Annotated in this window: 25 protein-coding genes; 17 read left to right on the plus strand and 8 right to left on the minus strand. The window is 69.8% G+C overall.

The features are described from left to right. Positions 1-65 precede the first annotated feature (65 nt). Positions 66-2,762 carry a type I DNA topoisomerase gene (gene topA / locus ABE438_RS13495; RefSeq protein ID WP_346503145.1) on the minus strand — a complete coding sequence of 899 codons (2,697 nt, stop codon included), beginning with the start codon at positions 2,760-2,762 and terminating at the stop codon, positions 66-68. Between the two features lie 237 nt (positions 2,763-2,999). Between topA and ABE438_RS13500 the strand changes: the two genes are divergently transcribed. The 5 genes from ABE438_RS13500 to dprA are packed head-to-tail and all read left to right on the plus strand — an operon-like array spanning position 3,000 to position 7,354. Continuing rightward, positions 3,000-3,944 (plus strand): aspartate carbamoyltransferase catalytic subunit, encoded by a 945-nt coding sequence (locus ABE438_RS13500; protein ID WP_346503146.1) that lies wholly within the window; start codon positions 3,000-3,002, stop codon positions 3,942-3,944. A gap of 3 nt (positions 3,945-3,947) precedes the next feature. Continuing rightward, positions 3,948-4,220: a hypothetical protein gene (locus ABE438_RS13505; RefSeq protein ID WP_346503147.1), complete on the plus strand. Its 273-nt coding sequence runs from the start codon at positions 3,948-3,950 to the stop codon at positions 4,218-4,220. Beyond that, the gene (pyrC, locus tag ABE438_RS13510; protein ID WP_346503148.1) at positions 4,204-5,505 is read left to right on the plus strand and encodes a dihydroorotase; all 1,302 of its coding nucleotides are present in this window, start codon (positions 4,204-4,206) and stop codon (positions 5,503-5,505) included. The genes ABE438_RS13505 and pyrC overlap by 17 nt, the downstream gene beginning before the upstream one ends. 27 nt (positions 5,506-5,532) lie before the next feature. Then, positions 5,533-6,156 carry a glycerol-3-phosphate 1-O-acyltransferase PlsY gene (gene plsY / locus ABE438_RS13515; protein ID WP_346503149.1) on the plus strand — a complete coding sequence of 208 codons (624 nt, stop codon included), beginning with the start codon at positions 5,533-5,535 and terminating at the stop codon, positions 6,154-6,156. A 4-nt stretch (positions 6,157-6,160) separates the two neighbouring features. Then, a complete protein-coding gene (gene dprA, locus ABE438_RS13520; RefSeq protein ID WP_346503150.1) occupies positions 6,161-7,354 on the plus strand; it encodes a DNA-processing protein DprA in 1,194 nt (397 codons plus the stop codon). A 15-nt stretch (positions 7,355-7,369) separates the two neighbouring features. Here the strand turns inward: dprA and ABE438_RS13525 are convergent, their stop codons facing one another. Continuing rightward, complete coding sequence (locus tag ABE438_RS13525) at positions 7,370-7,558, minus strand: hypothetical protein (RefSeq protein WP_346503151.1); 189 nt, start codon at positions 7,556-7,558, stop codon at positions 7,370-7,372. A gap of 396 nt (positions 7,559-7,954) precedes the next feature. On the opposite strand from ABE438_RS13525, the gene ABE438_RS13530 reads away from it, so the two are divergent. Both ABE438_RS13530 and ABE438_RS13535 read left to right on the plus strand, forming a co-directional pair. Then, a complete protein-coding gene (locus ABE438_RS13530; RefSeq protein ID WP_346503152.1) occupies positions 7,955-8,374 on the plus strand; it encodes a hypothetical protein in 420 nt (139 codons plus the stop codon). Positions 8,375-8,492: 118 nt separating this feature from the next. Further along, entirely contained in the window at positions 8,493-8,885 is a 393-nt protein-coding gene (locus ABE438_RS13535) for a hypothetical protein (protein ID WP_346503153.1), read from the plus strand. A 14-nt stretch (positions 8,886-8,899) separates the two neighbouring features. On the opposite strand, the gene ruvX is transcribed toward ABE438_RS13535, so the two are convergent. The 3 genes from ruvX to ABE438_RS13550 all read right to left on the minus strand — a co-directional run bounded on the left by ruvX (position 8,900) and on the right by ABE438_RS13550 (position 11,289). Next, positions 8,900-9,397, minus strand: a complete 498-nt coding sequence (gene ruvX, locus ABE438_RS13540; RefSeq protein ID WP_346503154.1) for a Holliday junction resolvase RuvX — start codon at positions 9,395-9,397, stop codon at positions 8,900-8,902. A 54-nt stretch (positions 9,398-9,451) separates the two neighbouring features. Further along, on the minus strand, positions 9,452-10,456 hold the full coding sequence (locus tag ABE438_RS13545) for a tripartite tricarboxylate transporter substrate-binding protein (RefSeq protein WP_346503155.1): 1,005 nt from the start codon (positions 10,454-10,456) through the stop codon (positions 9,452-9,454). Positions 10,457-10,524: 68 nt separating this feature from the next. Continuing rightward, complete coding sequence (locus ABE438_RS13550; RefSeq protein ID WP_346503156.1) at positions 10,525-11,289, minus strand: GntR family transcriptional regulator; 765 nt, start codon at positions 11,287-11,289, stop codon at positions 10,525-10,527. A gap of 78 nt (positions 11,290-11,367) precedes the next feature. On the opposite strand from ABE438_RS13550, the gene ABE438_RS13555 reads away from it, so the two are divergent. The 6 genes from ABE438_RS13555 to ABE438_RS13580 all read left to right on the plus strand — a co-directional run bounded on the left by ABE438_RS13555 (position 11,368) and on the right by ABE438_RS13580 (position 16,659). Then, on the plus strand, positions 11,368-11,655 hold the full coding sequence (locus ABE438_RS13555; RefSeq protein WP_346503157.1) for a UxaA family hydrolase: 288 nt from the start codon (positions 11,368-11,370) through the stop codon (positions 11,653-11,655). A gap of 189 nt (positions 11,656-11,844) precedes the next feature. Further along, a complete protein-coding gene (locus tag ABE438_RS13560) occupies positions 11,845-13,035 on the plus strand; it encodes a UxaA family hydrolase (RefSeq protein ID WP_346503198.1) in 1,191 nt (396 codons plus the stop codon). An 88-nt stretch (positions 13,036-13,123) separates the two neighbouring features. Next, positions 13,124-14,176 carry a YeiH family protein gene (locus ABE438_RS13565; RefSeq protein WP_346503158.1) on the plus strand — a complete coding sequence of 351 codons (1,053 nt, stop codon included), beginning with the start codon at positions 13,124-13,126 and terminating at the stop codon, positions 14,174-14,176. A gap of 25 nt (positions 14,177-14,201) precedes the next feature. After that, positions 14,202-15,134, plus strand: coding sequence for a hydroxyacid dehydrogenase (locus ABE438_RS13570; RefSeq protein ID WP_346503159.1), 933 nt, complete (start codon positions 14,202-14,204; stop codon positions 15,132-15,134). After that, on the plus strand, positions 15,131-16,096 hold the full coding sequence (locus ABE438_RS13575) for an Ldh family oxidoreductase (protein ID WP_346503160.1): 966 nt from the start codon (positions 15,131-15,133) through the stop codon (positions 16,094-16,096). Before ABE438_RS13570 ends, ABE438_RS13575 begins: the two co-directional genes overlap by 4 nt. A gap of 128 nt (positions 16,097-16,224) precedes the next feature. Further along, complete coding sequence (locus tag ABE438_RS13580; protein WP_346503161.1) at positions 16,225-16,659, plus strand: hypothetical protein; 435 nt, start codon at positions 16,225-16,227, stop codon at positions 16,657-16,659. A gap of 11 nt (positions 16,660-16,670) precedes the next feature. On the opposite strand, the gene ade is transcribed toward ABE438_RS13580, so the two are convergent. After that, a complete protein-coding gene (gene ade, locus ABE438_RS13585; protein WP_346503162.1) occupies positions 16,671-18,371 on the minus strand; it encodes an adenine deaminase in 1,701 nt (566 codons plus the stop codon). A 191-nt stretch (positions 18,372-18,562) separates the two neighbouring features. Between ade and ABE438_RS13590 the strand changes: the two genes are divergently transcribed. From ABE438_RS13590 to ABE438_RS13605, 4 genes are all read left to right on the plus strand, one after another. Next, positions 18,563-19,261: a metal-dependent hydrolase gene (locus ABE438_RS13590; protein ID WP_346503163.1), complete on the plus strand. Its 699-nt coding sequence runs from the start codon at positions 18,563-18,565 to the stop codon at positions 19,259-19,261. A gap of 136 nt (positions 19,262-19,397) precedes the next feature. Beyond that, the gene (gatC, locus tag ABE438_RS13595) at positions 19,398-19,685 is read left to right on the plus strand and encodes an Asp-tRNA(Asn)/Glu-tRNA(Gln) amidotransferase subunit GatC (RefSeq protein ID WP_346503164.1); all 288 of its coding nucleotides are present in this window, start codon (positions 19,398-19,400) and stop codon (positions 19,683-19,685) included. 105 nt (positions 19,686-19,790) lie between these two features. Further along, complete coding sequence (gene gatA / locus ABE438_RS13600) at positions 19,791-21,272, plus strand: Asp-tRNA(Asn)/Glu-tRNA(Gln) amidotransferase subunit GatA (RefSeq protein WP_346503165.1); 1,482 nt, start codon at positions 19,791-19,793, stop codon at positions 21,270-21,272. A gap of 172 nt (positions 21,273-21,444) precedes the next feature. Beyond that, the gene (locus tag ABE438_RS13605; protein ID WP_346503166.1) at positions 21,445-22,332 is read left to right on the plus strand and encodes a PhzF family phenazine biosynthesis protein; all 888 of its coding nucleotides are present in this window, start codon (positions 21,445-21,447) and stop codon (positions 22,330-22,332) included. A gap of 444 nt (positions 22,333-22,776) precedes the next feature. On the opposite strand, the gene ABE438_RS13610 is transcribed toward ABE438_RS13605, so the two are convergent. Further along, positions 22,777-23,133, minus strand: coding sequence for an MmcQ/YjbR family DNA-binding protein (locus ABE438_RS13610; RefSeq protein ID WP_346503167.1), 357 nt, complete (start codon positions 23,131-23,133; stop codon positions 22,777-22,779). A gap of 9 nt (positions 23,134-23,142) precedes the next feature. Then, the gene (locus tag ABE438_RS13615; RefSeq protein ID WP_346503168.1) at positions 23,143-24,216 is read right to left on the minus strand and encodes a malate/lactate/ureidoglycolate dehydrogenase; all 1,074 of its coding nucleotides are present in this window, start codon (positions 24,214-24,216) and stop codon (positions 23,143-23,145) included. Positions 24,217-24,429 lie beyond the last annotated feature (213 nt).

The raw sequence follows: 24,429 nt of genomic DNA on the forward strand, positions 1-24,429 counted from the left end.
GACGATTTGGATGGCCGGGACAAGCCCGACCATGACGCGCGAAGCGGCCTCTCCGCCGAGGGGCTTCAGCCCTCGGCAGCAGCCTTCTTCGCGGCGGCCTTAGGCTTCGCAGGCGCCTTGGCCTTGGTCGCGCCGGCCTTCTCGGTCGCCGTCTTGGCGGCGGCCTTCTTGGCCGGAGCCTTCGTGCCGGCGGCCTTGGTGCCCGCAGGCTTCCGGGCCGGCGCGCGCTTGGTCTTGCCGCCGCCGGCGGCGGCCTTGGCGTTGACCAGCTCGATTGCCTGCTCGGCGGTGATGCTCTCCTGCGTCATTGTCTTCGGCAGGGTGGCGTTGACCTTGCCCCAAGCGACATAGGGTCCGTAGCGGCCGGCCTTCACCGACATCATGCCGCCGTCCGGATGCTCGCCGAGCTCGCGGCCGGGCGTGTCGCCGCCGCGGCCGAAGCGGCGGCCGGCGCCGCTTTCCTTGGCGACGATCAAGTCGATGGCGCGGTTGGCGCCGATGTCGAGCACGTCGTCGGCCTTGTCGAGATTGGCGTAGGTCTTGCCGTGCTGGACGTAAGGCCCGTAGCGGCCGATGCCGGCGAGGATCGGCTCGCCGCTCTCGGGATGCCTCGCCACCTCGCGCGGCAGCGACAGCAGGGCGAGCGCCTTGTCGAGCGTCAGTGTCGCCGGGGTTTCGCCCTTGGGCAGGCTGGAGCGCTTCGGCTTCTCACCCTCGCCGAGCTGCACGTAAGGCCCGAACCGGCCCTCGCGCACGCTGACCTCGAGCCCGCTGGCCGAATCGGTGCCGAGCATGCGCACGCCGTTGACGACCTGGCCGCCTTCGCCGTCTCCCTCGGCCGCCGAGACGGTGAGCGGGCGGGTGAAGCGGCATTCGGGATAGTTCGAGCAGCCGACGAAGGCGCCGAACTTGCCGAGCTTCAGCGAGAGCGTGCCGGTGCCGCATTGCTGGCAGCGGCGCGGATCGCCACCATCGGGCCGCGGCGGGAAGACATAATCGCCGAGGATGCCGTTTAGCGAGTCGAGCACCTCGGAGACGCGCAGGTCCTTGGTCTCGCCGATCGTCCGGGTGAACTCCGCCCAGAACTCGCGCAGCAGCACCTTCCAGTCGATCTCGGCGTTCGAGACGCGGTCGAGCTTCTCCTCGAGGCTCGCGGTGAAGTCGAACTCGACATAGCGCTTGAAGAAGCTCTCGAGGAAGGCGGTGACCAGCATGCCCTTGTCCTCGGGCATCAGCCGCTTCTTCTCGATGCGGACATATTCGCGGTCGCGCAGCGTCGCCAGTGTCGCGGCATAGGTCGAGGGCCGGCCGATGCCGAGCTCTTCCATGCGCTTGACCAGGCTGGCTTCCGAATAGCGCGGCGGCGGCTCGGTGAAGTGCTGCTCGGCGGCGATGGCGCGCTTCTCCAGCGCGTCGCCGGCCTTCATCGGCGGCAGCTTGCGCGAGTCCTCGTCCTCCTCGTCGTCGCGGCTTTCCTGGTAGAGCGTCAGGAAGCCGTCGAAGAGCACGACCTGGCCGGTGGCGCGCAGCTCGAGATCGCGCCCGGCGACGCTCGCCGCTATGTCGACCGTGGTGCGTTCCAGCTGCGCCGATTCCATCTGGCTGGCGATGGTGCGCTTCCAGATCAGCTCGTAGAGCTTGGCCTGCTCGGGTTCGAGTTTCCGCGCCACCATGGCGGGCAGGCGGCCGAGATCGGTCGGGCGGATGGCCTCGTGGGCCTCCTGCGCGTTCTTGGCCTTGACCGTGTACTTGCGCGGCACGCCCGGCACGTAAGATTCGCCGAACTCCTTGCCGATCACCCGGCGTGCCGCGGCGATGGCCGAGCCGTCCATGTCGACGCCGTCGGTACGCATATAGGTGATGAGGCCGACTGTCTCGCCGCCGATGTCGACGCCTTCATAGAGCCGCTGGGCGACCTGCATGGTGCGGGCGGGCGCCATGCCGAGCTTGCGCGAGGCCTCCTGCTGCAACGTCGAGGTCTGGAAGGGCGGGTAGGGGTGGCGCTTGACCGGCTTGGCCTCGATCTCCGCCACCGAGAAGGCGGCGGTGTCGAGCGCGGCCTTGAAGGCATGGGCCTCCTCGCCGGTGCCGATGTCGAGGCGGGTGATCTTCTTGCCGTCTGCTCCGACCAGGCGCGCGTCGAAGGTCGCGCCGGTGCCGGTGGCGAGCGTCGCGGTCAGCGACCAGTATTCGCGGGCCCGGAAGGCCTCGATCTCGCGCTCGCGGTCGCAGACCAGCCGAAGCGCGACCGACTGCACGCGGCCGGCCGAGCGGGCGCCGGGCAGCTTGCGCCAGAGCACCGGCGACAGGGTGAAGCCGACGAGATAGTCGAGGGCGCGGCGCGCCAGATAGGCGTCGACCAGCGCCTGGTCGATCGGCCGGGGATTGGCGAGCGCCTTCTGCACCGCGTCCTTGGTGACGGCGTTGAAGGTGACGCGCTCGACCGGCACGCCCTTCAGCGCGCGCTTCTGGTTGAGCGCCTCCAGAACGTGCCAGGAGATGGCCTCGCCCTCGCGATCCGGGTCGGTCGCCAGGATGACCTTCTCGGCATTCTTCGCCGCTCGCGCGATCTCGGCGACCTGCTTGGCGCCGCGCCCCTCGGTCTCCCAGATCATCGCGAAGTCGTTCTCGGGATCGACCGAGCCGTCCTTGGCCGGCAGGTCGCGGATATGCCCGAAGGAGGCGATGACCTCGTAGTCGGAGCCCAGATATTTGTTGATCGTCTTGGCCTTGGCCGGCGACTCGACGACGAGAAGTTTCATGGCGCTTCAAATCTCGTAAACGGCAATCCGCCTCGCTTGCAGACGTGCCGGGGTCAGCACGCCGGCAAGGCTCTCTCGAGCCGGGACGGCTGGTTGTTCGGATTGCGCGCGAAAGTGGTTCAGCCCGCAGCCGGTGTCAAATAGGGATCGCGCCGCCAATGCAACAGCCCCGGCCGGCGATGCACCGCCGCCACGCCTTGCGCAGGGGGCGACTCGGGCCTAAACAGCCATCTTCAAATGACATCCTCCGCTCCGCACTATCCGCACCGGCACCTCCTCGGGATCGAGGGGCTGTCCCATCTCGACATCGAGGCGCTTCTGGACAGGGCGGAGGCCTATGTCGCGCTCTCCCGCCAGGTCGAGAAGAAGACCGCGACGCTGCGCGGCCGCACCCAGATCAACCTGTTCTTCGAGCCCTCGACGCGCACACAGGCCTCCTTCGAGCTGGCCGGCAAGCGCCTCGGCGCCGATGTGATGAACATGTCGGTCGGCTCCTCCTCGGTGAAGAAGGGCGAGACCCTGATTGACACCGCCGCGACCCTGAACGCGATGCGCCCCGACATCCTGGTCGTGCGGCATCACGCGGCGGGTGCGGTGAACCTGCTCGCCCGCAAGGTCGACTGTTCGGTGGTCAATGCCGGCGACGGTGCTCACGAGCACCCGACGCAGGCCCTGCTCGACGCACTGACCATCCGGCGCAACAAGGGCCGCATCACCGGGCTGACGGTGGCGATCTGCGGCGACATCCTGCATTCGCGCGTCGCCCGCTCGAACATCATCCTGCTGAGCGCGCTCGGCGCCAAGGTCCGGCTGGTCGCGCCCTCGACGCTGCTGCCGCCGGGCGTGGAGCGCATGGGCGTCGAAGTCTTCCGCGACATGCGCAAGGGGTTGGAGGGCGTCGACATCGTCATTATGCTTCGCCTGCAGCTCGAGCGGATGAACGGCGCCTTCGTGCCGTCCTCCAAGGAGTATTTCCGCTATTTCGGGCTCGACCGCGACAAGCTCTCGCTGGCCGCGCCCGACGCGCTGGTGATGCATCCCGGCCCGATGAACCGCGGCGTCGAGATTTCCTCGGAGGTCGCCGATGGCGCGCAGTCGCTGATCCGGGAGCAGGTCGAGATGGGTGTCGCGGTGCGCATGGCGGTGCTGGACGCGCTCGCCCAGCACCTGCCGAATGCCTGAGCCGTGGCGTGGTTCCTCTCACGCTTCTTCGGCTGGTCGCTCGGGTTGCTGCGGCGCGCGCGCCTCGTCGTCGCCTGCGTCTTCGGCTTCGGTGCCGTGCTCTTCGTGATCACCGATCCGCGCTCGCCGATAGGCTGGCTGATCGCCGCGGTGCTGGCCGGCGCCGCCTGGCGCTTCTGGGTCCATGTCGACCGGATGAGCGAAACCGCGCAGCAGATCGAACAGGCCGCCCGGCAGGGCAGGCCGCAGGGAGGCCCCGATGACGCAGGCGCGTGACTTCGCCGTTCTCGATGCGACGCTGGTCGATCCGGCGGCCGGCCGCGAGGGACGCGGCTCGCTCCTGGTCCGCGACGGCACCATCGCCGACATCGTCTGGGGGGCCGCGCCTGTGCCGGCCGACGGCGTGGAGACGATCGACGGACGCGGCCTCGTGCTGGCGCCGGGGCTCGTCGACCTGCGCGCCTTCCTCGGCGAGCCGGGAGCGGAGTTCCGCGAGACGCTGGGCACCGGCTCGCACGCCGCGGCCGCCGGCGGCGTCACCACGGTGATCTGCCGGGCCGACACCAGCCCGCCGATCGACGATCCGGCCGTGATCGACTTCCTGAAGCGGCGCGCCCGCGACAAGGCGGTGGTCAACGTGCTGCCGGCTGCCTGCCTGACCAAGGGCCTGCACGGCAAGGAGATCACCGAATTCGGCATGCTGCTCGAAGCCGGCGCCGTCGCCTTCAGCGATGGCGCGGCGGCGGTGCGCAATCCGCAGGTGATGCGCCGGGCCATGATCTACGCCCGCGATTTCGACGCGCTGGTGATGAACCATGTCGAGGATGCCGACCTGCGCGGCGTCGGCGTGATGAACGAGGGCGAGTTCGCCAGCCGCAAGGGCCTGCCGGGCATCCCCGTCGAGGCCGAGACCATCATGCTCGAGCGCGACCTGCGTCTCGCCCGGGCCACCGGCGCCCGCTACCACGCCGAGATGATCTCCTGCTCAGACTCGCTTGACCTGATCCGCCGGGCGAAGGCGGACGGGCTGGCGGTGACCTGCGGCGTCTCGATCAACAACCTCACCCTCAACGAGATCGACGTCGGCGAGTACCGAACCTTCTGCAAGCTCTCGCCGCCGCTGCGTACCGAGGAGGAGCGGCTTGCGATGGTGGCGGCCGTGGCCGAGGGGCTGATCGACGTCATCGTCTCGGACCACGATCCGCAGGATGTCGAGACCAAGCGCCAGCCCTTCGCGGACGCCGCCAACGGCGCCCTCGGCATCGAGACGCTGCTGCCGGCCGCGCTGCGCCTGTTCCACGCCGGGCAGGTCGGGCTACCGGCGCTGCTTTCGGCGCTTTCGGCGCGGCCAGCGCGCCTGCTCGGCCTCGATGCCGGCCGCCTCGAGCGCGGCCAGCCGGCCGATCTCATGCTGCTCGATCCCGACGCGCCCTTCGTCGTCGACAAGATGACGCTGAAGTCGCGCGCCAAGAACTCGCCCTTCGACCAGGCCCGACTGCAGGGCATCGTCCAGGCTACCTGGGTCGGCGGCGGGCTGGCATATCGGGCCGAGGCGGCCTAGGCTGTCGCGAAGGCAAGGGGAGGCTTCATGGCTGAGACGTTGAGCTGGGCGCTGTCCGGCCCTTCCGGCGCGGTCGCCCTGCTGCTCGGCTACCTGCTGGGCTCCATCCCGTTCGGCATCGTGCTCACCCGGCTGACCGGCGGCGTCGATCCGCGCGGCATCGGCTCCGGCAATATCGGCGCCACCAATGTGCTGCGCACCGGCAACAAGAAGCTCGCCGCGGCGACGCTCGCCGGCGACATGCTCAAGGGCACCGTGGCCGTGCTGCTCGCCGGCGCGCTGCTCGGCGGCCGCAACGCCGCGCTCGTGGCGGCGCTCGGCGCTTTCCTCGGGCATGTCTTCCCGGTCTGGCTGCGCTTCAAGGGCGGCAAGGGCGTCGCCACCTATCTCGGCGTGCTGATCGGCCTCAATGTCCTGGTGGCGCTGGCCTTCGCCGGCATCTGGCTGCTGACCGCCAAGCTCAGCCGCTACTCCTCGCTGTCGGCGCTGGTCGCCAGCCTGCTGGTGCCGCTGATCTTCTGGCTCGCCGCCGGCGACCTGCCGGCCGCCGGGTTGATGGCGCTGTTGACCCTGCTGCTCTGGTTCATGCACCGGGAGAACATCGCCCGGCTGCTCGCCGGCCGCGAGGGCCGGATAGGACAGAAGGGCTAGCCGGATGGCGGGGCCTGCTCTCGACGATCGGCAGCGCCTCGACTGGCTCCGGCTGATCCGCAGCGAAAGCATCGGACCCCGCACTTTCCGCAGCCTGCTCAACCGCTTCGGCGGCGCGGCCGGCGCGCTCGCGGCCCTGCCGGATCTGGCGCGCCAGGCCGGTCGCTCTATCAAGCTGTGCACGCAGGCCGAGGCCGAGCGCGAATTCGAGGGGCTGCGCCGGCGCGGCGCGCGCCTGATCGCGCTGGGCGAGGCCGACTATCCGCTGCCCTTGCAGGCGATCGATTCCGCGCCGCCTCTCATCGCTGTCGAAGGCGGTCCGGCGGTGCTGTCGCGGCCCTGCGTCGCGATCGTCGGTTCGCGCAACGCCTCCGCCGCCGGGCTGAAGCTGACCGCGACGCTGGCGCGCGATCTCGGCGAGGCCGGCTTCACCGTAGTGTCCGGGCTGGCGCGCGGCATCGACGCTGCCGCGCATCAGGCCTCGCTGCCGACCGGCACGGCGGCCGTGCTCGCCGGCGGGCTCGACGAGCCCTATCCGCCGCAGAACCTGCCGCTTCTGGCCCGCATCGTCGAGGGCGGGGCCGTGGTGAGCGAGATGCCGCTCGGCTGGGTGCCGCGCGGGCGCGACTTTCCCCGCCGCAACCGGCTGGTCTCGGGGCTTTCGCTCGGCACCGTGGTGGTCGAGGCGGCGCGCAAATCCGGCTCGCTGATCACCGCGCGCTTCGCCAACGAGCAGGGCCGGCAGGTCTTCGCCGTGCCGGGCTCGCCGCTCGATCCTCGTGCCGAGGGCGGCAACCACCTGATCCGCGAGGGCGCGATCCTCTGCGCCGAGGCGTCCCATATCGTCGAGGTCCTGGCGCCCATGGTGCGCCAGCCCGACCTGTTTCCGCAGGCGGGCTATGAGGCGCGCGAGGGCGGGGCGGACAGCGCCGAGCCGCTTTGGGACGAGCTCGACCTGCCCGGGATCGATGCCGCGCCGCGCATCGCGCCGGCCGCGTCCCGCGGCGAGGCGGTGCCGGCCGAAGGCGAGGACCGGACGCGTCTCCTCTCGCTGATCGGCCTCGCGCCGGTAGCGCTCGACGATCTCGTGCGGGCGAGCGGCGTGCCGGTACGCGAGGTCAGCCGCCTCGTCATGGAGCTGGAGCTGGACGGGCTGGTTCAGCGTCACGCCGGCGGCGGCCTGACGCGTCGGGCCTGAGGCGCAAGGCGAAGCTCAGCCGCGGGGTTTTGGAGACGGCGTGCCGTCCTGCCCGGCCGCGCCGTCGAGCCGCCGGCAAGTGATGCCGGCCTCGATCCGGGCCATGTCGATGAAGTAGGCCAGCGTATCGAGGCGCACGCCGCGGGCCAGCGCGCTGAGTTCGAGGCTGATCTCCGCGATATAGGACGCAACCTCGCGTTGCATGCCCGGCCCGGAGGGCGCCGACATCGGCCGGGCGATCGGCGCGGGATGAATCGTTCTGTCGGAACTGCTCATTATCCCTCTGATCTCGCTCGGTTACCGCCGCTTGGCATCAGGCTTCGGGTGCCGCCGGAGGAGGGCGTTTTGCGCCGGTCTTCGGCGCCGCGATTCCACCGCCGCCTGACGCGGACACTGGAACTATCGCAGATGCCGCAACGGAATTGCAATCTGCGCGTGTATTATTCCTTGGGCGGTGCCAGGCCCTGTCCGGAACCCGGCGGTGCGTCGCGGGTTGTATCGCCAGCCCAGGTTCCGCCGTTTTTGGTTCAGCCGCCGTTCAAGGCCCCCGGACCAGTCTTCCTGACGTGAGGCGGCCGAACCGCCGACAGGAGTAGAGCCATGCTCGCCACCCGTAATGCCCGGACTGCCACGGTCCGTATCGCGCTCGCCGCCGCCATGGCGGGCAGCCTGTTCGTGCTGCCGGCCGCCCCGGCGATGGCCCGCGACCCCGCCCGGCCGGTCGCGCTCGATTCCGCGCGTCTCGACACCGCCCCGGCGGAATACAGCCAGTATCGCCGCTGGCGCGGCGGCAACCGCAACGCTGCGATCGCCGCCGGTGTCGGCCTCGGCGTTCTCGGCGCCGCTGCCATCGCCGCCAGCCGCGGCGGCTATGCCGAGCCGGCCTATGGCTACGGCTACGAGCCCGGCTACTATGTCGAGGAAGAGCCGGTCTATGTCGCGCCGCGCCGCTATTACGGCCCGCGCTACCAGTACTATCCCAACAATGCCCGCGATCCGGCCGGCGGCAGCAACCGCTGAACCGGCCCGGCTTAAGCAATCCTGAAGCCCTTTGCGGCTAGATCGTCTGCCGGCGCCCGCCAGGACGCCGGCAGCGCCTTGCGACGATGGCGAGACGCACCGTTCACCGGAGATCGAGATGAAGCCTTCCCTCAAGATGCTGGCTACCGGCTGCGGCGCCCTCGTGCTGGCCGCGATGTGGAGCGCAGGCGCCTCGGCCCAGTATTACAGCCGCGACGACTATGACCGCCGCTACGACCATCGCTACGAGAACGACCGCCGCAGCTATGAGCGCCGCGAGGTCGAGCGCAGCTATGATCGCGGCTACGAGCGCGGCCGCCGCGACGAGGGCTATGATCGGGGTCGCGGTCGCTCGGACGGCTACGGTTATGGCGGCTACCGCCAGAGCCCGGCCGAGCGCTATTACGGCAATCCGGTCAACCGCATGAGCGTCGAGGACCAGAAGCGCGCGCTCAAGAACCATCGCGACGCGCAGAAGAAGGCGCTGAAGCGCGGCTACGTCATCGACTGAAGCCCACGCCCGGCTCAGAACGCCTCGTTCCCGTCATCCGGCGGGGCGAGGCGGTCGAGTCGGTCGAGAGCGCCCTGCAGGATGTAGGACGCCGCCATCTTGTCGACCACCTCGGCGCGGCGCGCCCGCGAGGCGTCGGCGGCGAGCAGGGTGCGTGTCACAGCCAGCGTCGACATCCGCTCGTCCCAGAACACGACCGGCAGCGGCGTCAGCGCCGCGAGATTGCGCACGAAGGCGCGGGTCGACTGGGCCCGCGGGCCTTCGGTTCCATCCATGTTGAACGGCATGCCGACCACGAAGCCGGCGATCGCGTGCGTCTGGGCGATGGCGAGCAGCGCCTTGACGTCAATGCCGAACTTCACCCGCCGGATCGTCTCGAGCGGCGTGGCGATGCGCCGCTGCACGTCCGACAGCGCCAGCCCGATCGTCTTGGTGCCGAGATCGATCCCGAGCAGGCGTGCCTGCGGCGGCAGGGACAGGAAATCTTCCAGCGGAACCAGATTGTCTGACATGGCCAGCCGGTAGCACGGGCCGCCCGCGCTGGCGAGCGGCCCGTACGTCGTCGGCTAGTTGAGGCCCTGGGGCTTCACGCCGGCAGCGGCCAGCGTCTTCGCCCATTTGTCGACCTCGTCTGCGAAGCGCTTGGCATGGGCGGCGCGCGTCCAGTCGCCCTGCGGGAAGGCCGAGGTGCCGACCGCCTTGAAGCGATCGAGCACGCTGGGCTCCTTCAGCGCCGCGGAGAGCGCCTTGTTGAGCTTGTCGAGCGTGGCGTCCGGCGTGCCGGCCGGCGCGTAGATCCCGTGCCAGATCGTCATGTCGATCGCGATTCCGGCCTCACGCGAGGTCGGCGTATCGGGCAGCACGTCGAGCCGCTCCGCCGAGGTGACCGCATAGGGCCGGATCTTGCCGCCCTGGATCTGCGGGACCGCCGTGGTCGACTGGTCGCAGAGCACGTCGACCTGACCGGCGACGAGGTCGTTCATCGCCGGGCCGGTGCCGCGATAGGCGACCTGGGCGAACTTCACCCCGAGCGCCTGCGACATCAGCGTGGCGCACAGATGCGAGTTCGAGCCGACGCCGGCATGGGCGATCGTCAGCTTGTCGGCCTGCTTGCGCGCATGGTCGAAGAACGCCTTGGCGTCCGCCGGGCCGAGCGTCATCTTGCCGGCGATGACCATCGGCCCGGTGTTGACCAGGCCGATCGGCGCGAACGCCTTCTTCGTCTCGTAGCCGAGATTGTTGTAGAGCGCGGGCGCTGCCGCCAGCGCCAGATGGTGGATGAGCAGCGTGTGTCCGTCCGCGTCGGAGGCGACGAGGCGCTTGGCCCCGGCGGTGCCGCCTGCGCCGGCGACGTTCTCCACCACAACCTGCTGGCCGAGGCTGCGGCTCATATGCTCGCCGAGCAGCCGGGCGATCACGTCGCTCGGCCCGCCGGCCGCGAAGGGCACGATCATGGTGATCGGCCGGTTGGGGAATGTCTGTGCGGCGGCGGGGGCGGACAGTCCGAATGCGAGCAGGGCGGCGATGGCCGCGCGTCTCGTGGACGTCAGGGTCTTGAATCCAGGCGTCATGCGTCTCCTCCGGTTGCGTCGAACCGCTCTGCGGCGGTTTTGGGTGACACTCGTGCCGCCGGCGCCCCTCAGCGCAGGTCGGAAAGGTAGTGAGCCTCCTCCGTCAGACAGAGGCTCAGGCGGCGTTCCACCGCTGTGCCGTCGAGAGAGGTCGCGGTCCTGTCGATGCGCAGGGCCGGGGTTCCCGGTGCGACGCCGAGCAGCCGCGCCTCGGCGGCGGCGAGGGCGACGGCCTTGAGGCGCTCGCGGGCATTGGCCACGGTAATGCCGTAGCGGCCGGCATAGAGCGCGTAGAGATTGTTCGGCACCGGCCCGTCGGACAGCCCGGGGAAGAGCGCGGCCGGGACGCTCAGCGTCTCCAGGATCACCGGGGCGGGCCCGAGCGCGCGGATGCGGCGGATGCGCAGCACGGTATCGCCGGGCGAGAGGCCGAGCGCCGCTTGCTCGTCGGCATCAGCTGCCGTCTCGGTGATGTCGAGCACGCGCGAGTCGGGAAAGCGCCGCTCGCCGGCATCGGGCACCAGCTTGAAGAACTGGAACAGGATGCGCGGCTCGTCATGCTCGGCCACGAAGGTGCCGCGGCCCTGCCGGCGCACCACGAGGTGCTCGGCCGCCATCTCGTCGAGCGCCTTGCGGACCGTGCCCTGGCTGACGCCGATTTCGGCGGCGAGTTGGCCCTCGCTCGGCAGGGCCTCTCCGGGCGACCAGACGCCCTCGACCAGCCGGCGCACCAGCACGCCCTTCACCTGCCGGTAGAGCGGCCGGAAGCCCAGCATCTCGTCCGTCCCGGCCGGTGCCGCGCTCGCGGCGATTTCGGGCTTGTGCGAAGTCATGTGTCTTATATAAGACTTGGCGAGGGGGAGGTCGAGCCGAATTTTTCCCGGTCCGGCCAGCCGTTTATGGAGGACGCAATGAGCAAGCCGCAGCTGCTGGTGCACGAGAAGAAGGACACGGTCGGCGTCGTCGTGGTGGAGGGGCTGAAGGCGGGCACCGAGATGCTCTGCGTCGTCACCCACGACAATTCCGACTTCCGCCTGACCGCGAAAATGGACATCCCGATCGGCCACAAGGTCGCTCTGAACGACATCCGCAAGGGCGACACGATCTGGAAATACGGCCAGGACATCGGCAAGGCGATCGCCGACATCGGCAAGGGCGAGCATCTCCACGTCCACAACGTCAAGACGAAGCGCTGGTGATTCGGCGTCTCAGCCAGACGCCGCAACACGCTGGAACAATTCAACGAGTCGGGTTCCCCTGAAGGGTCGAGCCGGCCAGATCTTGAGGAAACGTCCATGTCGTCCATCGTCGCCAATTTCGATCTCGTGAAGGGCAAGCTCGGCCGCATCAAAGGCCGCAAGATCGAGGCGCCCGAGTTCAAGACGCCGATGCTGAAGCGCCCGACCGGCCGCTCGCTCGATTCTTTCACCGGCTGGCGCCGCGAGAACGGCCGTGTCGGCGTGCGCAACCATGTGCTGCTCCTGCCGCTCGACGATCTCTCCAACGCCGCCTGCGAGGCCGTCGCGAACAACATCAAGGGCACGCTGGCGATCCCGCACGCCTATGGCCGCCTGCAGTTCGGCGAGGATCTCGACCTGCATTTCCGCACGCTGATCGGCACCGGCTCCAACCCCAACGTCGCGGCGGTGATCGTCATCGGCATCGAGGACGGCTGGACCAAGCGCGTGGTCGACGGCATCGCCGCGACCGGCAAGCCGGTGGTCGGCTTCGGTATCGAGGGCCATGGCGACATCGCCACCATCGCCAAGGCCTCCTATGTCGCCAAGGAATTCGTGCAGTGGGCGACCGAGCTGCCGCGGGTGAAATGCGGGATCGAGGAGCTGTGGATCTCGACCAAATGCGGCGAGTCCGACACCACGACCGGCCTGTCCTCCTGCCCGACGGTCGGCAACATGTACGACAAGTGGATCCCGCGCGGCGTCTACGGCGTCTTCGGTGAGACCTCCGAGATCACCGGTGCCGAGCATCTCTGCAAGGCCCGCGCCGCCACGCCCGAGGTCGGCGAGCGCTGGTACAAGATGTGGAAGGCCTATCAGGACGACGTGATCGAGGCCCACAAGACCGACGATCTCTCCGACTCGCAGCCGACCAAGGGCAACATCGCCGGCGGCCTGACCACGATCGAGGAGAAGGCGCTCGGCAATCTCGAGAAGATCGGCCGCGAATGCCGCTTCATCGACATTCTCGAGCCGGCCGAGACGCCCAAGAGCGGGCCGGGGCTCTACTATATGGACACCTCCTCGGCCGCGGCCGAGTGCGTCACGCTGATGGCCGCCGGCGGCTACGTCATTCACACCTTCCCGACCGGGCAGGGCAACGTCATCGGCAATCCGATCGTCCCGGTGATCAAGATCAGCGGCAATCCCAAGACGATCCGCACCATGCCGGAGCATATCGACGTCGATGTGTCGGGCATCCTGCGCCGCGACCTCACGATCCCGCAGGCCGGCGACGCGCTGATCGAGTCGATCGTGCGCACCGCCAATGGGCGGCTGACGGCGTCCGAAGCGCTCGGCCATCGCGAATTCTCGATGACGAAGCTCTACCGCAGCGCGTAAGCCAGCGGCGCGCCCCGCGGAGGGCGACTCGACGACGATCCGTGGCGGGATGCCGCCACGGCCTGTTTCCTGGACGGGACTTGGCGACATGGCGACCTTGGCTGGCGATCTGCGCGGCGGGATCATCGGGCGGCTGCTGCCCGGCATCGCGCTCTCCACCGTGGTCGCGATCGCGGCCGTGCTGGCCGAGCCGGCGCTGAAGGCGCTGGCGGGCGGCAAGGTCGGCATCCCGGCGGTGGTGATCGCCCTGCTGATCGGCATGGCGCTGCACCCCCTGGCGAACGTGCCGCGCTTCGAGCCGGGCATGACCTTCTGCGTCAAGAAGATGTTGCGCTGGGCGATCGCGCTGCTCGGCCTGCGCATCGCGCTGGGCGACATTATCGCGCTCGGGCTCGGCACGGCCGTGTTGGTGATCGTCGCCATGGCCGCGACGATCGCCTCGGGCTTCGTGCTGGCGCGCCTGCTCGGGCGCGAGGCCGGTATGGGCGCGCTCGGCGGCGTCGCGACGGCGGTCTGCGGCGCCTCCGCCGCGCTCGCGACCGCGACCGTGGTGAAGGACTACCGCAACAAGGCCGCCGACGTCGCCTTCACCGTCATCGCCATGAACGCGCTCTCGACGGTGGCGATGCTGGTCTATCCGCTGATCTGCCTGTGGCTCGGCCTCTCCGAGCAGCAGACCGGCGTGATGCTGGGCGCGACCATCCACGATGTCGCGCAGGTCGTCGGCGCCGGCCAGGCCGTCTCCGACGAGGCGGCCAACGCCGCGATCATCGTCAAGCTCTTCCGCGTCTTCCTGCTGCTGCCGGCCGTACTGGTGGTGGGCTGGTGGCTGACGCGCCATGGCGGCGAGCACGGCCATGCCCGCGTGCCGGTGCCGGTCTTCGCCATCGTCTTCCTGGTGCTGTGCCTGATCAACAGCGTGCTCGCGGGCATGCCGGCCATCGCCGGAGTCTATGCGCCGCTGCGCGATCTGTTGCTCGAGGCCTCGCGCTGGGGCCTGCTGATCGCCATCGCGGCGCTGGGGCTTGGCACCTCGCTCGGCGCGATGGCCCGCCTCGGCTGGCGCCATATCGTGCTGGTGCTCGGCACGAGCCTCGTGATCCTTCTGGTCGGCACCGGCGGGGTGCTGCTCGCCGGCTGACGCAATCCTGACCAATGGGGCCAGCATGACCGACATCGTCATCACCGAATTCATGGACGAGGCGGCGGTCGCCGCCCTGCGCGCGCGCTATGTCGTCCACCACGATCCCGAGCTCTTCGCCAAGCCCGAGGAACTGACGCGCCTGGTCGCGGCCGTGCCCGCGCTAATCGTCCGCAACCAGACCCAGGTTCGCGGCGAGGTGCTCGCCGCCGCCAAGGCGCTGAAAGTGGTCGGGCGCCTCGGCGTCGGCCTCGACAATATCGACATGGACGCCTGCGCCGCGCGCGGCATCAAGGTCTTCCCGGCGACCGGCGCCAACAGCCTCTCGGTGGTCGAATACGTCATCGGCACCGCGATGACGCTCCTGCGCGGCGCCTATTTCGCCAATACCGCCATGCTGGCGGGGGAATTCCCCAAGACGAAGCTGATCGGTAGAGAGATCGCCGGCAAGCGCCTCGGCCTCGTCGGCTTCGGTGCCATTGCCCGCGACACCGCCCGCCACGGCGCGGCACTGGGCATGAGCGTCGCCGCCTATGATCCCTACGTCCCGGCCGACTCGCCGGTGTGGGCCGGTGTCGAGCGGCTGGACCTCGACGCGCTGCTGGCAACCTCGGACGTCATCTCGATCCACCTGCCGCTGACGCCCGAGACGCGCGGGCTGATCGGGGAGGCGGCCTTCGCCGCGATGAAGCCGGACGCGGTGCTGGTCAACGCCGCCCGCGGCGGCATCATGGACGAGACGGCGCTGGTCGCCGCCCTCAAGGCCGGCCGGCTGGCGGGGGCGGCGATCGACGTCTTCGAACAGGAGCCGCTCAAGGCCGATGGCGCCAAGGTCTTCGCCGGCACGCCGAACCTGATCCTGACGCCGCACATCGCCGGCAACACGGTGGAATCCAACGTCCGGGTCTCCGGCCTCGTCGCCGAGCGCGTCATGGCGGCGCTGGAGGGCCGCGCATGACGATGCTCTCGCTCGCCGCGGCCAAGGAGCGCGTCGCCGCGGTCTTCGTCGCGGCCGGCGCGTCGGATGCCAACGCAGCTTCGGTCGCCGCCGCGCTCGTCACTGCCGAGGCTGACGGGCTGAAGGGCCACGGCCTCTCGCGGGTGCCGACCTATCTCGCCATGCTGAAATCCGGCAAGATCGACGGCAAGGCCGCCCCGGTCGCCAGCCGGCCGCGTCCGGGCGTGCTCGCCGTCGACGCCGCCAACGGCTTCGCCTATCCGGCGATCGACCTCGCCATTGCCGAGCTGCCGTCGCTGGCGCGCGCGCAGGGCATCGTGGCCGCGGCGATCCGCCGGTCCAATCACTGCGGCTCGGCCGGCTATCATGTCGAGCGGCTGGCGCGGCAGGGGCTGGTCGCGCTGCTCTTCGCCAACACGCCCGGCGCCATGGCGCCCTGGGGCGGCTCCAAGCCGGTCTTCGGCACCAATCCGATCGCCTTTGCCGCCCCGCTCGAGGGGCGCGATCCGCTGGTGATCGACATGGCCCTGTCCAAGGTGGCGCGCGGGCCGATCGTCGCCGCAAGGCAGAAGGGCGAACCCATTCCCGAGGGCTGGGCGCTCGATGCCGCCGGCCGCCCGACCACCGACCCGGCGGCGGCGATCGCGGGCACCATGGTGCCGCTGGGCGAAGCCAAGGGCGCGACGCTCGCCATGATGGTCGAGATCCTGGCGGCCGGGCTGGTCGGCGCGCATTTCGCCTTCGAGGCCTCGTCCTTCCTCGACGGCGAGGGCGGCCCGCCGGAAACCGGCCAGCTCATCCTCGCCATTGACCCGGCGGCGATGGGCGGCGCCTGGTTCGCCGCCCGCATGCATGACCTCGTTGGGGCCATCGAAGGGCAAGAGGGCACCCGCCTGCCGGGCATGCGCCGCTACGGCCTGCGCGCGGCGGCGGAGCGCGACGGGATCGCGGTCGCGCTCTGAGGCGAGGCCGGTTAATCGCCTGCGAGCGATTTTAGCGAATGCCGTCGTCAAGCTTGAACGGGTCTGCGCTAGAGATGTCTGCGCGCCGGCGGAGATGGGGGCCGGGCGCTACAGTTCTCGGGGACGACATGAAGACCTCCTTGCTTGTTGCGACGATCGCCCTGGCGATGGCCGGCTGCCAGACCACTCAGAAGGCCGCGGAGACCCTGCGGAGCGAGTGGATCGGCCAGAGCGCCGATTCCTTCTTCGTGGCGAACGGCCCGCCGGTCACCGCCTTCCCGCGCGACAATGGCGGCGCGCTCTACACCTGGCGTGGCGGCGAGGCGACCTCGGTGCGCCCGGCCAGCTTCCAGACCCGCAGCGTGCCGACGCAGACGCTGGACGGCCGCCGCACCATGACCACCACCACGACCTACCAGCCGCCGCGGCAGTTCAACTATGTCTGCGAGGCGCAGATCGCCGCCGATCCGCAGGGCGTGATCGAATCGATCCGCATCAGCCGCGACTCGGACGGTATGGGCCTGTCGTTCTCGCGCTGCGCCGAGCTCTTCGCCCGCGACTGAGCCGCTCGGGCTCAGACGAAGTCGAAGCGGTCGACGTCGACCAGGCCCCGGTCGGTGATCTTGAGATGCGGGATCACCGGCAGGGTCAGGAACGCCACCTGCAGAAAGGGCTCGGCCAGCACGACGCCGAGCGCCTTCGCCGCCGCGCGCAGCGTTTCCAGCTCGCCGCGCACCGCCTCGAACGACAGCTCGCTCATCAGCCCGGCGACCGGCAGCGCGAGTTCGGCGGTGACCCGCCCGCCATCGGCGACGGCGAAGCCGCCGCCGGTCTCGATCAGGCGGTTGGCCGCGGCTGCCATCGAAGCCTCGTCGACACCGACCACGCAGAGATTATGGCTGTCATGGCCCACCGAGGAGGCGATCGCGCCGCGGCGCATGCCGAAACCGTGGACGAAGCCGGTGGCGATGCCGCCATTGCGGCCATGCCGCTCGATCACGCTGACCTTGATCGCGTCCTGGTCGAGATCGATGCGCGTCTGCCCTGCCGCGCGCGGCAGACGCATCGCCAGACGTTCGGTGATAATCCGCCCCGGCACCACGCCGATCACCGGCGTCTCGCCGTCGCGCTCCGGCACCGCGAAATCCTCCGGGGCGAGCCGGCGGCTCTTCACCGAACCGAGGCCGACGGGCGCGACCGTCTTGCGGTCGGCGAACAGCGCCTCCTCGACGCGCCTGCCGCCGGCGAACACTGCCTGCACGTCGCAGCGTGCGAGATCCTTGACCAGCACGATGTCGGCGCGCTTGCCCGGCCCGATGAAGCCGCGATCGCTCACCCCGAAATGGCGCGCCGCCGAGAGGCTGGCCGTGCGGTAGGTCGCGAGGATATCGGCGCCATTGGCGATGGCGGTGCGGATCATGAAGTCGAGATGGCCTTCCTCGGCGATGTCGAGCGGGTTGCGGTCGTCGGTGCAGAAGGCGAGGAAGGGCGAGGCGTCGCGGGTGATCAGCGGGATCAGCGCGTGCAGATCCTTCGAGACCGAGCCTTCGCGGATCAGGATCGCCATGCCCTTGGCGAGCTTTTCGCGCGCTTCGTCGGCGGTGGTGGTCTCGTGGTCGGTGCGGATGCCCGCTGCGAGATAGCCGTCGAGATCGCGCCCGCGCACCAGCGGCGCGTGGCCGTCGATATGGCGGTGCGAGAATGCCTCCAGCTTGGCGAGGCAGCCCGGATCGCGGTTGAGCACGCCGGGGAAGTTCATGAATTCGGCCAGCCCGATGACCTTGGGATGGTCCATGAACGGCGTGAGGTCGCCGGCCTCCAGCGCCGCGCCCGCCGTCTCGAGATGCGTCGCCGGCACGCAGCTTGACAGTTGCACGCGCAGATCCATCCGCATCGCCTCGGCGCAGGCCAGGAAGTAGCGGATGCCCTCGGCGCCGAGCACATTGGCGATCTCATGCGGATCGCAGATCGCCGTGGTCACGCCGTGGGGCAGCACGCAGCGCTCGAACTCGAACGGTGTCACCAGTGAGGATTCGACATGGCAATGCGTGTCGATGAAGCCCGGCACCGCGATCAGCCCATCTGCGTCGACGGTCGTCCGGCCCTCGAAGCGGCCGTGCGTGGCGACGATGGTGTCGCCGCACAGCGCGATGTCGGTCTCGATGAGGCCTCCGCCGACGAGATCGAGCAGGCGCGCGCCGCGGATCACCAGCTCGGCCGGCTCGTCGCCGCGGCCCTGGGCGATGCGGCGGGCGAGGGTGGCTGCGTCGGTCATGTCGGGGCCTTTCGTCGCTGACGCCGGGAGGCGGGTCCGTCGAGGACCATGCCTGCGCGTCGGAAGAATGGCACAGCGCCGGGCCGGATGACGAATTACGGCCGGAGCATGCTTTCTCGACCCGCCCATCTCGCTTGCGCCGGGATGCCTCGCTATATCCGCGGGCACAACCCGTCATGGAGGCACCCCGCATGCAGCTCACCTGGTTCGGCCATTCGGCCTTTCGCCTCGACCTGCCCCGCGCGTCGGTCCTGATCGACCCGTTCTTTACCGGCAATCCCGCCTTCGAGGGCGATGCCGCGGCGGCCGGTGCCGGCGTCAGCCATATCGTCATCACCCATGGCCATGGCGACCATGTCGGCGACGCGCTGGCGATCGCCGAGGCGAACGACGCCGTCGTGGTGACCAATTACGACCTCTGCATGCATCTCGCCTCGAAGGGGCTGAAGCGCTTCGAGCCGATGAACACCGGCGGTACCGTCGATCTCGGCCCGTTCACCGTGACGCTGACCCGCGCCGACCATTCGGCCGGCATGGCCGAGGCCGGCGTCACCGTGCCGGTCGGCAGCCCCAACGGCGCGATCCTCAAGGCGCCGGGCGAAAAGACGCTCTGGCACATGGGCGACACCGACATCTTCTCCGACATGGCGCTGATCGCCGAGCTGCACGGCGTCGATCTCTGCATCTGCCCGATCGGCGACCGCTTCACCATGGGTGCCAGGACCGCGGCGCTGGCGATGACGCGCTTCGTTAAGCCGAAGCTCGCCATTCCCTGCCACTACGCCTCCTTCCCGATCATCGCCGCCGATGCGGCTGCCTTTGTCGCGGCGTTGCAAGGCAGCGGCGTCGAGGCGCTGGTGCCGGAGAAGGGCAAGGCCGTCACGGTCTGATCCCGGCCGCGCGGCACTTCTCCCGCGAGCGCGCATCGCCGATCAATCAGCGCTTACTTACTTTCCGGCCGCCGGCGCGCTATAGCGCTGGCGAACCGTTCCAGGCCCGTTCGGCCTTTTCCAACAGGAGCCCGCCATGTCGGTCGATGCCGCCACCGTCAAACGCGTCGCGCACCTTTCGCGCATCGCCGTCGATGACGCGGACGTGCCGAAGCTTCAGGGCGAGCTCAACGCCATCCTCGGCTTCGTCGACATGCTCAACGAGGTCGACGTCAACGGCGTCGAGCCGATGACCTCGGTCACGCCGATGGCGATGAAGAAGCGCCAGGACGAGGTCACCGATGGCGGCATCGCCGCGACCATCGTGGCCAACGCGCCGGCCACGGAAGACAATTACTTCATGGTTCCCAAGGTGATCGAGTGATCTCCTGATTCGATTTCCGAGCCGTCCCGCGCCGGGGCGGCACCAGGGGCCCGGCAGCGACCGTCGCCACGCCGGGCCGGATTGCCCAGTTTCCGGATATTGCCCGTGACCGATCTCACCCGCCTGACCCTGACCGAAGCCCGCGACGGCCTGAAGGCCAAGCAGTTCACCGCGACCGAGCTGGCCAAGGCCTATATCGCGGCCGTCGAGGCGGCGCGCGGGCTCAACGCCTATGTGCTCGAGACGCCGGAGCACGCGCTGAAGCAGGCGGCCGCCTCGGACGAGAAGCTCGCCAAGGGCGAGGCCCGTCCGCTCGAGGGCTTGCCGCTCGGCATCAAGGACCTGTTCGCCACCGAGGGCGTGCGCACCACCGCCTGCTCGAAGATTCTCGGCAATTTCGTGCCGGCCTATGAGTCGACCGTCACGGCGCAGCTCTGGCGCGACGGCGCCGTGATGCTCGGCAAGCTCAACAATGACGAGTTCGCCATGGGCTCGTCCAACGAGACCTCGGCCTTCGGCGCGGTGGTCAATCCCTGGCGGCGCCACGGCTCCGACGCCAAGCTGGTCCCGGGCGGTTCCTCGGGTGGCTCGGCCGCCGCGGTCGCAGCCGATATCTGCCTCGCCGCCACCGCGACCGATACCGGCGGCTCGATCCGCCAGCCCGCGGCCTTCACCGGCACGGTCGGCATCAAGCCGACCTATGGCCGCTGCTCGCGCTGGGGCACGGTCGCCTTCGCCTCCTCGCTCGACCAGGCCGGCCCGATCGGCAAGACGGTGCGCGACTGCGCCGCGATGCTGCGCTCCATGGCCGGCCACGATCCCAAGGACACCACTTCGGTGGACCGCGCCGTGCCGGATTACGAGGCCGCCATCGGGCGCTCGATCAAGGGCATGAAGATCGGCATTCCGAAGGAATATCGCATCGAGGGCCTCAACGCCGAGATCGACGCGCTCTGGCAGAAGGGCATCGACTGGCTGCGCGCCGCCGGCGCCGAGATCGTCGAGATCTCGCTGCCGCACACCAAATACGCCCTGCCGGCGTATTACATCGTCGCGCCGGCCGAGGCGTCCTCCAACCTCGCCCGCTATGACGGCGTCCGCTACGGCCTGCGCGCGCCGGGCAAGGACATCGTCGAGATGTATGAGAAGACCCGCGCCGAGGGCTTCGGCGCCGAGGTCAAGCGCCGCATCATGATCGGCACCTATGTGCTGTCGTCCGGCTATTACGACGCCTATTACCTGCGCGCCCAGAAGGTCCGCACCCTGATCAAGCGCGATTTCGAGAGCGTCTACGCCCAGGGCATCGACGCGGTGCTGACGCCGGCGACCCCGTCCTCGGCCTTCGGCATCGGCGAGAAGGGCTCGGCCGATCCGGTCGAGATGTATCTGAACGACGTCTTCACCGTCACCGTGAACATGGCCGGCCTGCCGGGCATCGCGGTGCCGGCAGGCCTCGACGCGCAGGGCCTGCCGCTCGGCCTGCAGCTGATCGGCCGCCCCTTCGACGAGGAGACGCTGTTCTCGCTCGGCCATGCCATCGAGGACGCCGCCGGCCGCTTCACCGTGCGCGAGCGCTGGTGGGCCTGAGGCGCGACGCCGCGCAGGCTCACCATTCTCCGTCCGGGCCTGCCGCAGGCGCCCCGGACGGATGCCTTCCGTCGGCATGACCGGACGATGATCCGTCGCATTCCAATTCCTGATTTCCCGGCCGCGGCCGCAGATGCCATGCTCCCGCGATCCTGATCCGCGGAGAGCCGTCATGGCCGCCTATGCCTTCGAGACCGTCGACGTCTTCACCGACCGCCGCTTCGGCGGCAACCAACTCGCCGTCTTCACCGATGCGCGCGGCCTCTCCGACGCCGAGATGCAGGCGCTGGCGGCCGAGATGAACTACAGCGAGACGACCTTCGTGCTGCCGCCGGAGGATCCGGCCAATACGGCGCGCGTCCGCATCTTCAACCGCACCGCCGAGATGCCCTTCGCCGGCCATCCCAATGTCGGCACGGCTTGCGTCCTCGCCGGCCATGGCCGCGACCGCGACGGCCTGCTGCGTTTCGAGGAGATCGCCGGGCTGGTCGAGGTACGCGTCGCGCGCAATCCGGCGGGGCTGGTGACCAGCGCGACCATCGCTGCGCCGCAGCCGCTTTCGCTCGGCGGTGAGCTCGCGCCGTCCGAGGTCGCGGCCTGCATCGGCCTGACGGAAAGCGATCTGCGTCTCGACCGGCACCGCCCGGTGCAGGCCTCCGTCGGCGTCACCTTCTTCCTCGCCGAGGTCGAGCCCGAGGCCCTGTCGCGCGCGACGCCGGATCTGGCGAGCTTCCGCCGCGCCGAATCGACCCGGCCGGAGCTGGCGGGACGGCTCTCGCTCTTCGTCTACGCGCGCGAAGGCGCCAATGTCCGCGCCCGGATGTTCGCGCCGGTCTCCGGCACCTGGGAGGACCCGGCGACCGGCAGCGCCTCGGCGACGCTGGCGGCGCTCACGCTGCATGTCGACGGCGGCGACGAGGTCGCCTTCGACATCCGCCAGGGCGTCGAGATGGGCCGGCCCAGCCTGCTCCACGTCGCCGCCCGCCGCACCCCGGACGGTATCCGCGCCACCGTCGGCGGCGGCAGCGTCCCGGTCCTGCGCGGCGAAGCGGCGGTCTGAGGCCAGGCGACTGTCTGAGGTCAAGCGACTACGCGCGAGAATCGTCAGCCGGGGCGGATTTCATCACCCCCTCGAACCGCGTCCGTCATTCCGGGGCGGGCCGAAGGCCCGAGCCCGGAACCCATGACCACGACATCGGCCCGGCGATCTCGCCGTCATGGTGCTGGTCATGCAGGTGGCCAGTAATCTACCAGATGGACACATGAGATCGCAGGCGTCGCGGCTGACGGAGCCGTTTCGCCGCCGACGGAACCCGCAATCCTCTACGGGCGCAGTCGTGGTCATGGGTTCCGGGCTCTTCGCTGCGCGAAGCCCCGGAATGACGGGGAGCGCTATGCCGTCAGGCGCGAGGGCGGCTCGGCGGGAGGCGACAGCGACGAAGTGCTGCGGCGGCCGAACGTCGGGCGGCCGAGCCTTCTCGCGGGCCTGAAGCCCGGCCCCCATTCAGCCCAGCCCCAGCTCCACCTTGAGCTTGCGCGTCAGTCCCGCCGCGACGAGGCGGTGGCTTTCGGCGAGATAGTCGCGGAAGGCGTCGTCGGGCAGGCCTTCGTCGGAGAAGCGCTGGATCCAGCTCATGCCGCGCGAAGCGAGATAGGGCGCCGGGCGGCACCCGGGGGCGTCGCGCAGCATTTCATAGGCCAGCGGCGAGCATTTGAACGAGACGGCGAGCACGTCGCCATCGTCACGGCCGATGGCGAAGACCTTGCCGCCGACCTTCCAGACATCGGCGCCGCCCCATTGCACGACATGGCTCGTCGCGGGCAGGGCGGCGCAGAGGCGGTTGAACTCCGCGAGGGTCAAGGTGCCGGCTCAGAAGCTCTCGGCGTCGACGCCGTGGCGGGCGGCCGCGGCGACGATCTGCGACCAGGTCTCGTCGTCGAGCGGGATGCCGTCGCGCTCGCGCTGGATGCGCGTGGCGCGCTCCTTGTCGCCGGGCGCCAGCACCGGATCGGCCGGATCCTGCGGGGCGGCTGCACGGACGAAGGCGAGATAGCTCTCGATGCGCTGGCGGCGCAGCGCGGCGTTCGGCTCCAGCCGCGCCGGGTCGATCAGCACGCCGAACAGCGAGTTGATGATCCAGCTCTTGTGCGGCTTCTCGTCGATGCGGGCTGCGCCCATCAGCCCGGCCGAAAGCAGCTCGGCGATCAGCGAGAGGCCGGCGCCCTTATGGTCGCCGAAGGGCAGCAGCGCCCCGAGCGGCTCGCCCGGAATGGCGTGCGGGAAGACGTGCTTGGGCTCGACCGTCGGCTTGCCCTCGCCGTCGATGATGTAGCCTTCCGGCACCGTGACGCCCTTGTTGAGCGCGACGCGGGCCTTGCCATGCGCCATGCGGCTGGTGGCGAAGTCGAGGATGATCGGCTCGCCCTCCGGCACCGGGATGCCGATCGCATGCGGGTTGGTGCCGAAGCGCGCCTCCTTGGCGGCGTGCGGCGCCACGATCGGCGGGCGGCCGGCGACATTGACCCAGAACAGCGAGATCAGCCCCGCCTCGGCGGCGATCTCGGCATAGTGGCCGATGCGGCCGATATGATGTGCGTCGAGCAGGTTGACGATCGCGACGCCGCCGGCATTGGCCAGCGCGATGCCGCGCTCGACGGCGTTGCGCGCCGTCGGCTGGCCGAGCGCGACATTGCCGTCGGCGATCAGGAAGGAGCCGGCCTCGAGCCGGATCGACAGCTTCGAGCGCGGGCTGAGATTGCCGTCGGCGAGCGAGTTGAAATAGAGCGGCAGCATGCCGACGCCATGGCTGTCATGCCCGCTGAGATTGGCCAGGACGAGATGGCTGGCGGTCTCGCGGGCCTCGTCGGCGGTCCAGCCGGCCTTGGTGACCATGGCTTCGGTGAGGGCGCGCAGGGCTTCGGGCCGGTGGAGGCGATAGGTCATGGCGATCGGCAATCGGTCTGGAGAAGCGGGTCGACGGCTGGACGCCGGGCCGCCATGCCTCCGGGGCGGAAGCGGGCGGCGAGCGCCGGGGAGACACATGCCCCGCGGCGGCGGCGGACGCAATATCCGCGCAGGCATGATCGACGCTGCGTGCGCCGCTCATGTCGCGCCGGCACGGCTGCATCTCGACGTTGCGGGCCGTAGCTCCTATGT

Source organism: Allobosea sp. TWI1241, assembly GCF_039673065.1.
Classification (GTDB): domain Bacteria; phylum Pseudomonadota; class Alphaproteobacteria; order Rhizobiales; family Beijerinckiaceae; genus Allobosea.

Coding starts and splice junctions, on each gene's coding strand:
- ABE438_RS13525 (WP_346503151.1), bottom strand. CDS start 7,558: ATGCAACGCGAGGTTGCGTCCTATATCGCGGAGATCAGCCTCGAACTC.
- ABE438_RS13575 (WP_346503160.1), top strand. CDS start 15,131: ATGACGATGCTCTCGCTCGCCGCGGCCAAGGAGCGCGTCGCCGCGGTC.
- ABE438_RS13590 (WP_346503163.1), top strand. CDS start 18,563: ATGCAGCTCACCTGGTTCGGCCATTCGGCCTTTCGCCTCGACCTGCCC.
- ABE438_RS13530 (WP_346503152.1), top strand. CDS start 7,955: ATGCTCGCCACCCGTAATGCCCGGACTGCCACGGTCCGTATCGCGCTC.
- ABE438_RS13605 (WP_346503166.1), top strand. CDS start 21,445: ATGGCCGCCTATGCCTTCGAGACCGTCGACGTCTTCACCGACCGCCGC.
- dprA (WP_346503150.1), top strand. CDS start 6,161: ATGGCGGGGCCTGCTCTCGACGATCGGCAGCGCCTCGACTGGCTCCGG.
- ABE438_RS13615 (WP_346503168.1), bottom strand. CDS start 24,216: ATGACCTATCGCCTCCACCGGCCCGAAGCCCTGCGCGCCCTCACCGAA.
- gatC (WP_346503164.1), top strand. CDS start 19,398: ATGTCGGTCGATGCCGCCACCGTCAAACGCGTCGCGCACCTTTCGCGC.
- ABE438_RS13560 (WP_346503198.1), top strand. CDS start 11,845: ATGCTGAAGCGCCCGACCGGCCGCTCGCTCGATTCTTTCACCGGCTGG.
- ade (WP_346503162.1), bottom strand. CDS start 18,371: ATGACCGACGCAGCCACCCTCGCCCGCCGCATCGCCCAGGGCCGCGGC.
- pyrC (WP_346503148.1), top strand. CDS start 4,204: ATGACGCAGGCGCGTGACTTCGCCGTTCTCGATGCGACGCTGGTCGAT.
- ABE438_RS13580 (WP_346503161.1), top strand. CDS start 16,225: ATGAAGACCTCCTTGCTTGTTGCGACGATCGCCCTGGCGATGGCCGGC.
- ABE438_RS13545 (WP_346503155.1), bottom strand. CDS start 10,456: ATGACGCCTGGATTCAAGACCCTGACGTCCACGAGACGCGCGGCCATC.
- topA (WP_346503145.1), bottom strand. CDS start 2,762: ATGAAACTTCTCGTCGTCGAGTCGCCGGCCAAGGCCAAGACGATCAAC.
- ruvX (WP_346503154.1), bottom strand. CDS start 9,397: ATGTCAGACAATCTGGTTCCGCTGGAAGATTTCCTGTCCCTGCCGCCG.
- ABE438_RS13565 (WP_346503158.1), top strand. CDS start 13,124: ATGGCGACCTTGGCTGGCGATCTGCGCGGCGGGATCATCGGGCGGCTG.
- ABE438_RS13500 (WP_346503146.1), top strand. CDS start 3,000: ATGACATCCTCCGCTCCGCACTATCCGCACCGGCACCTCCTCGGGATC.
- ABE438_RS13570 (WP_346503159.1), top strand. CDS start 14,202: ATGACCGACATCGTCATCACCGAATTCATGGACGAGGCGGCGGTCGCC.
- ABE438_RS13550 (WP_346503156.1), bottom strand. CDS start 11,289: ATGACTTCGCACAAGCCCGAAATCGCCGCGAGCGCGGCACCGGCCGGG.
- plsY (WP_346503149.1), top strand. CDS start 5,533: ATGGCTGAGACGTTGAGCTGGGCGCTGTCCGGCCCTTCCGGCGCGGTC.
- ABE438_RS13555 (WP_346503157.1), top strand. CDS start 11,368: ATGAGCAAGCCGCAGCTGCTGGTGCACGAGAAGAAGGACACGGTCGGC.
- ABE438_RS13535 (WP_346503153.1), top strand. CDS start 8,493: ATGAAGCCTTCCCTCAAGATGCTGGCTACCGGCTGCGGCGCCCTCGTG.